The organism is Rahnella sp. AN3-3W3 (assembly GCF_003263545.1).
Lineage (GTDB): Bacteria > Pseudomonadota > Gammaproteobacteria > Enterobacterales > Enterobacteriaceae > Rahnella > Rahnella variigena.
This window is the reverse complement of the sequence record NZ_JYDG01000109.1, coordinates 21,599-30,597: the sequence shown is the minus strand read 5'-3', so window position 1 is coordinate 30,597 and position 8,999 is coordinate 21,599. Positions and strand designations below refer to the sequence as shown.

At 50.3% G+C, this 8,999-nt stretch carries 12 protein-coding genes; 8 read left to right on the top strand and 4 right to left on the bottom strand.

The window, feature by feature from the left end; translation table 11 throughout:
* Positions 1–1,184 (top strand): AbgT family transporter (locus UC15_RS23510; RefSeq protein WP_112291382.1); only part of this gene is annotated, 1,184 nt, incomplete at its 5' end.
* Between the two features lie 3 nt (positions 1,185–1,187).
* Here the strand turns inward: UC15_RS23510 and UC15_RS23505 are convergent.
* Together UC15_RS23505 and UC15_RS23500 are read right to left on the bottom strand one after the other, a co-directional pair.
* On the bottom strand, positions 1,188–2,027 hold the full coding sequence (locus UC15_RS23505) for an oxygenase MpaB family protein (RefSeq protein ID WP_369964645.1): 840 nt from the start codon (positions 2,025–2,027) through the stop codon (positions 1,188–1,190).
* A 45-nt stretch (positions 2,028–2,072) separates the two neighbouring features.
* Positions 2,073–2,732, bottom strand: coding sequence for a TetR/AcrR family transcriptional regulator (locus UC15_RS23500; RefSeq protein ID WP_112291376.1), 660 nt, complete (start codon positions 2,730–2,732; stop codon positions 2,073–2,075).
* 200 nt (positions 2,733–2,932) lie between these two features.
* Between UC15_RS23500 and UC15_RS23495 the strand changes: the two genes are divergently transcribed.
* The 6 genes from UC15_RS23495 to UC15_RS23470 all read left to right on the top strand — a co-directional run bounded on the left by UC15_RS23495 (position 2,933) and on the right by UC15_RS23470 (position 5,616).
* Positions 2,933–3,190 carry a hypothetical protein gene (locus UC15_RS23495; RefSeq protein WP_112291374.1) on the top strand — a complete coding sequence of 86 codons (258 nt, stop codon included), beginning with the start codon at positions 2,933–2,935 and terminating at the stop codon, positions 3,188–3,190.
* Between the two features lie 458 nt (positions 3,191–3,648).
* Positions 3,649–3,906 (top strand): YdgH/BhsA/McbA-like domain containing protein, encoded by a 258-nt coding sequence (locus UC15_RS23490; protein WP_112291372.1) that lies wholly within the window; start codon positions 3,649–3,651, stop codon positions 3,904–3,906.
* 167 nt (positions 3,907–4,073) lie between these two features.
* Entirely contained in the window at positions 4,074–4,331 is a 258-nt protein-coding gene (locus UC15_RS23485; protein ID WP_112291370.1) for a YdgH/BhsA/McbA-like domain containing protein, read from the top strand.
* Positions 4,332–4,478: 147 nt separating this feature from the next.
* Entirely contained in the window at positions 4,479–4,736 is a 258-nt protein-coding gene (locus UC15_RS23480; RefSeq protein ID WP_112291368.1) for a DUF1471 domain-containing protein, read from the top strand.
* A 204-nt stretch (positions 4,737–4,940) separates the two neighbouring features.
* Positions 4,941–5,294 carry a type II toxin-antitoxin system RelE/ParE family toxin gene (locus tag UC15_RS23475; RefSeq protein WP_112291367.1) on the top strand — a complete coding sequence of 118 codons (354 nt, stop codon included), beginning with the start codon at positions 4,941–4,943 and terminating at the stop codon, positions 5,292–5,294.
* The gene (locus UC15_RS23470; RefSeq protein WP_112291366.1) at positions 5,278–5,616 is read left to right on the top strand and encodes a helix-turn-helix domain-containing protein; all 339 of its coding nucleotides are present in this window, start codon (positions 5,278–5,280) and stop codon (positions 5,614–5,616) included. Before UC15_RS23475 ends, UC15_RS23470 begins: the two co-directional genes overlap by 17 nt.
* Positions 5,617–5,685: 69 nt before the next feature.
* On the opposite strand, the gene ddlA is transcribed toward UC15_RS23470, so the two are convergent.
* Entirely contained in the window at positions 5,686–6,783 is a 1,098-nt protein-coding gene (gene ddlA / locus UC15_RS23465) for a D-alanine--D-alanine ligase (RefSeq protein ID WP_112291365.1), read from the bottom strand.
* Positions 6,784–6,855: 72 nt separating this feature from the next.
* Positions 6,856–7,185, bottom strand: a complete 330-nt coding sequence (locus UC15_RS23460; RefSeq protein ID WP_112291380.1) for a DHCW motif cupin fold protein — start codon at positions 7,183–7,185, stop codon at positions 6,856–6,858.
* 338 nt (positions 7,186–7,523) lie between these two features.
* Between UC15_RS23460 and UC15_RS23455 the strand changes: the two genes are divergently transcribed.
* Positions 7,524–8,903, top strand: coding sequence for an NAD-dependent succinate-semialdehyde dehydrogenase (locus tag UC15_RS23455; protein WP_112291363.1), 1,380 nt, complete (start codon positions 7,524–7,526; stop codon positions 8,901–8,903).
* The last annotated feature ends 96 nt before the right edge of the window (positions 8,904–8,999 follow it).

Genomic DNA, 8,999 nt, shown 5'->3' with positions numbered 1-8,999 from the left:
TGTACAAAATGGCTTCCAAAGTGAATGCCCGGTACGCCAGTTATATGGTGATTTTTATCGCCTTCTTCAGCCATATTTCCTCGGATGCCGCACTGGTGGTCATGCCGCCGTTGGGCGCACTGATTTTCCTCGCCGTCGGGCGTCATCCGGTCGCGGGTTTGCTGGCGGCGATTGCCGGTGTTGGCTGCGGATTTACCGCCAATCTGCTGATTGTGACTACAGATGTGTTGTTATCCGGGCTGAGCACCGAAGCGGCGAAAGCCATTAACCCGGCGGTTCAGGTCAGCGTGATCGACAACTGGTACTTTATGGCCGCATCGGTGATTTTGCTGACCATTGTCGGCGCTATCCTTACCGATAAATTCGTGGAACCGCGCCTGCCGGTGTATCAGGGTGCGCGTAATGAAGAGATGAAAAAGCTGACACCGGAGCAGAACCGCGGGCTGATGGCCAGTGGTATTGCGGCACTGGTGTTCATCGGACTGGTGGCATTGCTGGTAGTGCCGGAAGCCGCACCGCTGCGTAACCCGAAAACCGGCGGCATTATTCCCTCGCCGTTTATTCAGGGCATCGTGCCGCTGATTATTTTGTTCTTCTTCGTTATTTCAGTGCCTTACGGCATGGTGACGAAGCAAATCCGCAGCGCCAGCGACGTACCGGACTTGCTGGTTGACCCGATGAAATCGATGGCCGGTTTTATTGTGATGGTATTCCCGCTCTCCCAGTTTGTGGCGTTTTTCAACTGGAGCAACATGGGGAAATTCATGGCAATCGGGCTGACGGATGTGCTGGAAAACTTAGGTATGACCGGTATTCCGGCGTTTCTCGGGCTGATTTTTCTGTCGGCATTGCTGTGTATGTTCATCGCCAGCGGGTCAGCCATCTGGTCGATTCTGGCTCCGATCTTTGTGCCGATGTTCATGCTGCTTGGCTTCCATCCGGCCTTTGCTCAGATTGTCTTCCGTGTGGCGGACTCTTCGGTTATCCCGCTCGCGCCGATGTCGCCGTTCGTGCCGCTGTTCCTCGGATTCCTTCAGCGGTACAACAAAGAGGCGAAGCTTGGCACCTACTATTCGCTGGTGCTGCCGTATCCGATTGTATTTTTTGTGGTGTGGTTGCTGATGCTGGTGGGCTGGTATCTGCTCGGTTTGCCGATTGGTCCGGGCGTTTATCCGCATCTTTAACCGTCAGTTCAGCCGTCCCATCCGGCGCATGGCGCGGTGCCATGAGCCGTTTATCACCGCCCAGCGCAATACGCCAGCGATGCGACGGGTGGCAAAACGAATGCTTCTGCGTTTAGACGGGGAAAGGGAAATCCCCAGTTGTGTGGCGGCCCACTCGGGTAAAAGCTCGATACCCGCCTGAATCATCAGGCTGCCGACAGGTTTTGCAAGACGGCTTGGCGCGGGCGCATTCTGCAATAATCTCACCACTTCCAGCGTACGCTCATCGCAGCGTAACTGCGGGCGCATCGCCTGCAAATACTCGTCTACCGCCGCCACACTGTCCGGCACGTTTACAGCACCCAGACTTTCTGCCACGCGGGCAAATTCCTTATAATAGCGGTTCTGATCGCTCACACTGAGCGCAGGATTGCGATAACGCAGATGCGATTGCAGGAAGCTGTACGCCTCGGCTACGTGCACCCAGACCAATAAATCCGGATCGCTGGCGGCATAAGGCGTGCCGTAAGCATCGGTTCCGGTGACACGTAAATGGATGGATTTTACTTTTTCGATCAACGCATTGGCATCATGAACCGGCGCAAAGGTGGTGGCGGAAATAAACTGACTGGTACGCCGCAGACGGCCAAGCATGTCTTCACGAAATGAGGAATGATCCCAGACACCGGCGAGCGCCAGCGGATGAAGCATTTGCAGCAGCAAGGCACTGACGCCACCACAAAGCATCGAGGAGAAGTCACCGTGAATTCGCCAGGTGATGCTTTCCGGGCCAAAAAGCCCCGGATCACCTGCCGGTTTCTCGAAGTCTATACCGCCCAACGCCAGGCCCGAAATACTCAGCACCTGGCGTTCTATTCTCTTTCTTAACAATTGTCTAAAACTCAGCGTTTAGTGTGCGGCTTTACTGGCAACCGTGGCTTTCGTCAGCTCCGGCCACAGATTCATGACCACGTCGATCAGGCGGTTAAGTTCAGCGGAACTTGCGCCGTCACGTGCCTGAACGGAGAAGCCCTGAATGGTGCAGGCGAGATATTTCGCCAGCAGCGCGCTGTCCGTTACCGCCGTCAGATCACCGCTCTCTTTCTTATTCTCGAAGTATTCAAATAGAGTGCGTTCCTGCGAGAGGTGGCGCGCACGCAGCATTTCGGCAATGTCCGCAGAAGATGAAGACATCCCGGATGATGCGCTGATCATGAAACAGCCGCTTGGCGTGTCGCAGTCGGTAAACAGCTCAACGATGGCCCGCAGGTAGCGCCCGACCGTATCTTCGACGGACAAATCTGTTCTGCTCAATAAACATGAGCTCTTTTCGTAAAAGTTTTTCAGATAGTGTTCAACGGCTGCGCGAAAGAGCCCTTCTTTGTTTCCGAATTCGGCATACAAAGTCGGTGCCTTCGCACCGGTTGCTTCGACCAAATCAGCTAATGAAGTGGCCTCGTAACCATGGCGCCAGAATAAATTCAGAGCCTTGCTCAGAGCAGTTCCACGGTCGAACTGTTTTGGGCGACCGCGACTTTTCCGGACCAAAGCCGTCTGTTCAGTGCTCATACACCCTCCTTCCATCACCATTGTGATTATGGTTATTAAAATAGTTATAGAAATAACTTAACGATCATTATTAAAAATAGTTGCACACAAGTCCAGCGGAGTTTATTATTTAATTATCGAGCGATAAGAAAATCACTCAAACCCGCAAAGTTGCACAGCTATAAACGCTTTAACAAGCAACAAACCCAGGACGTAACATCATGAGTAACTTCAAAATCCTTCTTGCAGTTCTGGCATTAACCGCTGTACCGGTTGCCAATGTTGCCGCACAGCAGGTTATCATGATGCCAGCACTGAGTCAGGAAGTGAGAATGGTCAATGTGACCGGTGACAGTAACTTCTGTAACCCGACTACCTGCGCGAACAAAAAAGTCGCACAGGGTCGAATTTCCACTTCTCCGACTCAGCCACCTGCGCCTTCGACCTCTGGTCATCAGCCCGCTTCTGTTTACTACTAGCTTTTTAACTACAAGCTTTTGTTTACACCCAAGCGTGGCGCCTGATGACAGAGAGTCAGGGCAGGAATAACGGTAAGGCGGCTCAGGTCGCCTTATCTTTTTCGTAACCGCCCCCTGTTTTATCACCCTCTCCGGTCAGAGCCAACCATTAACTTAGCGATCATTAAAGATTCATTTAGCGAAATTATGGATATGGCTGTCTCATTCCTTTCCGGCGATCTAGTTTAAAAACATAAATTTAACAAAACAAAAACAACAGCCTTTCCGAGCGTGATCTGAGTCACAGCACAATTAGTTAACGCTCATTAAAAAAACATCTTGCACAAATCCGCTACACCCCTTACCATTTACTTATCGAACGTTAACTAATAGATAACGTTGACCTGAAACTGACGCGCCCTATTCCTTATTAATGATTAGGGCACTGCCGAAAAAATTAACGAACAGGAATCACCATCATGAAAACTATCACAATGACCCTCGCCGCTCTGACACTGGCTACCGCTTCTTTCTCCACACTTGCAGCGACTGAAGTTCAGTCTGCACCAGCGGGTGAACAAACTATCGGCACTGTCAGTGCCTCTTCAAACGGTGACCTGAGTACGCTGCAGTCAAAACTGAATGCGAAAGCCACTGAAGCTGGTGCAAGCTCTTACCGCATCATCGGTGCTTCCGGTGAAAACCACATGTACGGTACTGCTGAGCTGTACAAATAAGAGATGAAGATGCGTAAGCAGATTGTTCCGCACAATTAGTTAACGATTAATAAATAAATGAGTTGCACAGAATGTGATCCAGGTCTAAGATTTAATTATCGAACGTTAATTAACAACGTCTGACCGAATCATCACCTGCTGATAAACAGATTAAGAGGAAGACCATCATGAAAAATATCACAATGACATTAGCTGCAATCGCCCTTGCTACCGCTTCTTTCACCACCCTGGCAGCGACTGAAGTTCAGTCTGCACCGGCTGGTCAACAATCAATCGGTGTAGTAAGTGCTTCTTCAAGCAATGATTTATCCAGCCTGCAGAACAAACTGAATGCAAAAGCTAACGAAGCTGGCGCAAGTTCATACCGCATCATCGGTGCTTCTGGTGACAATCATCTGCACGGTACTGCTGAGCTGTACAAATAAGTAAGAAGCTTTGCGTTAAGGGTAACCGACATTTAGTTAACGATTAATAAGCTAGATGTTAGATCGGACAGAAGACAGCTTTGCCCATTAAATGAACGTTGATGACAACGCCTGGCAAAGCTCAATAAACGAATTGAGGAAACTATCATGAAAAACATTACTATGACTCTCGCCGCTATCGCACTGGTAACCGCTTCATTCTCCACTCTGGCAGCGACTGAAGTTCAGTCCGCTCCGGCCGGTCAGCAGGCAATTGGTGTTGTCAGCGCAACGTCAGGTAACAGCCTGAGCAGCCTGCAGGACAAACTGAGCGCCAAAGCCAGCGAAGCAGGCGCAAGTTCTTACCGTATCATCGGTGCTTCAGGTGACAACCACCTGTACGGCACGGCTGAACTGTATAAATAAGCATAGCGGTATGCGTCAGAGCAGTAAGCAGAAGAGGCGGCATTTGCCGCCTTTTTCGTGCCTGCGATTCACCAAAACCACATTTGTTACGGCGCATCACGCAAAACATATATCCACTTTCTTGCTCACAGCCCCTGCCGTCATATAAAGGTGTTGGCGTGAGGCATATTTAGGTATAAAATTTTATACACAAGGAAAGTGACGGTGACTAAAAATATCGACTGGAGGGGAAGTTCACTCAAAGATTTGCGCAATTTTCCTGTTGATGTCAAAAAGCGGGCGGGCTATGAACTTGAGCAGATCCAGCAAGGCCTGCCTCCGACACAATGGAAGTCCGTTAATGACTGGGGGGCCGGCGTGGTTGAAATCAAAATTGATGCCTTTGCCGGCACATTTAGGGTTGTTTATATCGCAAAATTTGAAGATGCAATTTACATCCTTCATTGCTTTGCGAAAAAGACTCAGCAAACCAGTCTGACCGATATTGCCATCATAGAAACACGGTACGCTGAGATCGTCAGAGAACGTGAAAGGAGACAAAATGAAAGAGAACATTGATGTTGCTTCGCGCCATATCACGCCAGCTGACGGTAATGTTTTTGCCGATTTAGGATTTTGCGAAGAACAAGCGCAACATTTACATGCGGATTCGCAAGCTAAAATCGCACAAACCATTGCCCTGAAAGAACAACTGATGACTGAAATTGGCAACTGGATAGCACTGCAAAATATGCGTCAAGGTGATGCAGCTAAAGTGCTCCAGGTTTCACGCCCGCGGGTTTCCGACGTAGTGAATAAAAAAACCGAAAAATTTACGCTGGATGCTCTGATTCTGATGCTGAGTCTGGCTGGCAAACAGGTGAAACTGGTGGTCGAATAATCACTATCACAAAATAGAAAAGGCAGGGATCTCTCCCTGCCTTCTTCGTATTGCCCTGAAACCAGACGGTCAGTTAGCCGAGCTTTTCAGCTGGTTGTCCTGCTGATGTTGCTCCAGCGCCAGTTCGATCAGGCGGGTGATCAAATCGCTGTAACCTAAACCACTGGCTGCCCAGAGTTTCGGATACATGCTGATATTAGTGAACCCCGGCAGTGTGTTGATTTCATTGATGATGACTTCGCCCTGTTCACTCAGAAATACATCTACGCGCGCCATACCCCGGCACTCCAGCACCTGAAATGCCTGTAAAGCGATAGCGCGTATCCGGTCGTGAGTTTCCTGCGGTAAGTCCGCCGGAACAGCAACAGAAGCGCCGGATTCGTTGATGTATTTGGTATCGTAGGAATAAAACTCATCGTGCAGGATAACTTCGCCGCACACACTGGCCTGCGGATTATCATTGCCGAGCACCGCGCATTCGATTTCCCGGCCTTTAATGGCGGATTCGACCAGCACTTTATGGTCGAAACCGAACGCTTCTTCCAGCGCGCGCTGATATCCCGCTTCATCGCTGACTTTGCTGACGCCGACGGATGAGCCCTGATTAGCAGGCTTGATAAACAGCGGCAGGCCGAGTTGTTGTGATACTGCGGCAAACGAATGTTTCTGGCGGTTCGCGCGGGTCAGGCAGACAAACGGGGCGACGGATAAACCGGCATCACGCAACAAACGTTTGGTGACGTCTTTATCCATGCTGACCGCTGAACCCAACACACCCGAGCCCACGAAGGCGATATTTGCCATACGCAGCAAACCCTGCAACGAACCATCTTCGCCCAGGGTGCCGTGAACAATCGGGAAAATCACATCGACCTGTGAAAGTGCGCTGGCGCTGTGCGTTTCGATTAACTGATTTTCCGTTTGACCCGGTATCAGCGCGACCTGATTATTCGAGCGGTTCAGGGCAATCAGCGAAGGGTTCTCAGCATTGATCAGATAATTGCTGGCATCATTGATATGCCATTCCCCTTTCTTATCGATACCGAGTAATGTCACATCAAAACGTTGCTTATCAATGGCATCCACGATGTTTTTTGCCGACTGCAATGACACTTCGTGCTCTGCCGATTTACCACCAAAAATGATACCAACCCGTAATTTACTCACCTGCTGCTCCTTGTCGTCCGCCTCAGCAGACGGCGAATTTTCTATAAACAAACGTGCTCAAAACAGCCTTGCCTAATCAACAACAAACAGTTTCGCGCCTACTGGCGTGGAGGAACGGTGCGCTTCGGCATCGTCCGCTACCTGATAACTCATGCCCGGCGACAGCGTAAATTTACGACCATCTTCCAGACGGGTATGAAGCTCTCCTTCCAGACAAAACAGTACGTGGCCTTTACTGCACCAGTGATCTGCCTCATAACCCGCTGAATATTCAACAATACGCACCCGGATATCGCCAAATTTTTGCGTACGCCACAGCGCCATGCCGGTATCGCCGGGATGTTGTGTGGGCGTTACGTCGCTCCAGTCAGTCGTGCAAAACGGAATCGCATCAAGCTTCATGAGTTTCTCAATGTCGGGAATTTGAAGGAAAGCCAGCATAAAAGTGAGCGGTAAATTTATCAATCGCTTGCTGAAAACAATTCATTAACAGCCCGCCGCAAAGTTACGTAAAGCCGATTGTTCTTAGAGACAGGCTACAGCCCGCATATGGCGGGGCCTTTGAAAATAGGGGCTGAGCATGCGAAACGGTTGTGTTGCATGAGGTGTCTGTGGGACAGAAGTCACGTTTTTTCGTCTATGCTTAATGTTCTGTTGAGAAAGAACGCAGTAAGGCGGACGCACCTCAATTCCAACGTGCCGTTGTTTTCGACGACACGCCACAAAACAAGGAGCAACACATGCCATATCAAACGATAAATCCGTTCAATAACAAACTCATCAAAGAATATCAGACCCATAATGACAAACAGGTTGAGGAAGCGCTGTCCACGGCACATGCCCTGTATAAATCTGACTGGGCGCAAGGCGATATTAAGCAACGCGTTAAAGTGCTGCATAAACTTTCAGAACTGATGGCTTCCCGTGTCGATGAGCTGGCAGAAGTGGTCAGTACGGAGATGGGGAAACTCATCGGTCAGAGCCGTGGCGAAGTGCAGATTTGCGCCGATATTGCGAAATTCTATGCTGAAAAAGCGGAGGAATTTCTCAAACCTGTGCCGTATAAATCCGATCTCGGTGAAGCCTGGGTCGAGCATCACCCGATTGGTGTGATCATGGCCGTTGAGCCGTGGAACTTCCCGTTCTATCAGCTGATGCGCGTGCTGGCGCCAAACCTGGCTTCCGGTAACAGCGTAATCGTCAAACACGCCAGTATCGTTCCTCATTGTGCAGAAACCTTTGAGAAACTGGTTGCTGAAGCAGGTGCGCCAAAAGGTGCCTATACCAATCTGTTTATTTCACAGGATCAGGTGGCCTCCATTATCGATGACGACCGTGTTCAGGGCGTTGCGCTGACAGGTTCGGAAAAAGCAGGTGCCATCGTGGCTGCACGCGCCGCCGGTAAGCTGAAGAAATCGACTCTGGAGCTGGGCGGTAACGACGTGTTTGCCGTACTTGATGATGCCGATATCGATAAAGCTGCCAAAGCAGGTGCTCAGGCACGCGTATCGAATGCCGGTCAGGTCTGTACCGCCGCCAAGCGTTTCATTATTCACGAGAAAGTCGCCGATGAATTCCTGAAAAAGTTCACCGAACACTTTAAAGCGTTGAAAATGGGTGATCCGCTGGATAAATCCACCACGCTGGGGCCGTTGTCTTCTGCCGATGCGGTGAAAACGCTGAGCAAACAGGTAGATGACGCCGTGAAGCACGGTGCGAAACTCCACTTTGGCGGCAAGAAAGTCAGTGATAATCCGGGGAATTTCTTTGAGCCGACCATACTGACGCACATTACACGTGATAATCCGGCGTACTTCGAAGAGTTCTTTGGCCCGGTCGCGCAGGTATACGTGGTCAAAAATGATGAAGAGCTGGTGAAACTCGCCAACGACTCTCATTACGGCCTTGGCGGTTCAGTGTTTACCAAAGATATGAACCGCGCCCGTAAGCTGGCTAGTCAGATTGAAACCGGAATGGTGTACGTCAACTCACCGACAGATACCGCCGCCGAACTGCCTTTCGGCGGTGTGAAACGCTCCGGTTTTGGTCGCGAATTGTCTGATTTAGGTATCAAAGAGTTTGTGAACCAGAAACTGGTGGTGCTGGCCGCTAAGTCCTGATGCTTTTTCTCCCCCTGCGAAGGGGGATTTTTCCTCTCTCCGCACTTCTCGTTTCTCCCTCATTTACCAAGCCTTGACCCACGACAAAGCGCGCTC

What these genes read in the sequence shown, in the direction of transcription:
- UC15_RS23500 (WP_112291376.1), bottom strand. Translation starts at nt 2,732, where the DNA reads ATGAGCACTGAACAGACGGCTTTGGTCCGGAAAAGTCGCGGTCGCCCA.
- UC15_RS23495 (WP_112291374.1), top strand. Translation starts at nt 2,933, where the DNA reads ATGAGTAACTTCAAAATCCTTCTTGCAGTTCTGGCATTAACCGCTGTA.
- UC15_RS23490 (WP_112291372.1), top strand. Translation starts at nt 3,649, where the DNA reads ATGAAAACTATCACAATGACCCTCGCCGCTCTGACACTGGCTACCGCT.
- UC15_RS23485 (WP_112291370.1), top strand. Translation starts at nt 4,074, where the DNA reads ATGAAAAATATCACAATGACATTAGCTGCAATCGCCCTTGCTACCGCT.
- UC15_RS23480 (WP_112291368.1), top strand. Translation starts at nt 4,479, where the DNA reads ATGAAAAACATTACTATGACTCTCGCCGCTATCGCACTGGTAACCGCT.
- UC15_RS23470 (WP_112291366.1), top strand. Translation starts at nt 5,278, where the DNA reads ATGAAAGAGAACATTGATGTTGCTTCGCGCCATATCACGCCAGCTGAC.
- UC15_RS23460 (WP_112291380.1), bottom strand. Translation starts at nt 7,185, where the DNA reads ATGAAGCTTGATGCGATTCCGTTTTGCACGACTGACTGGAGCGACGTA.
- UC15_RS23455 (WP_112291363.1), top strand. Translation starts at nt 7,524, where the DNA reads ATGCCATATCAAACGATAAATCCGTTCAATAACAAACTCATCAAAGAA.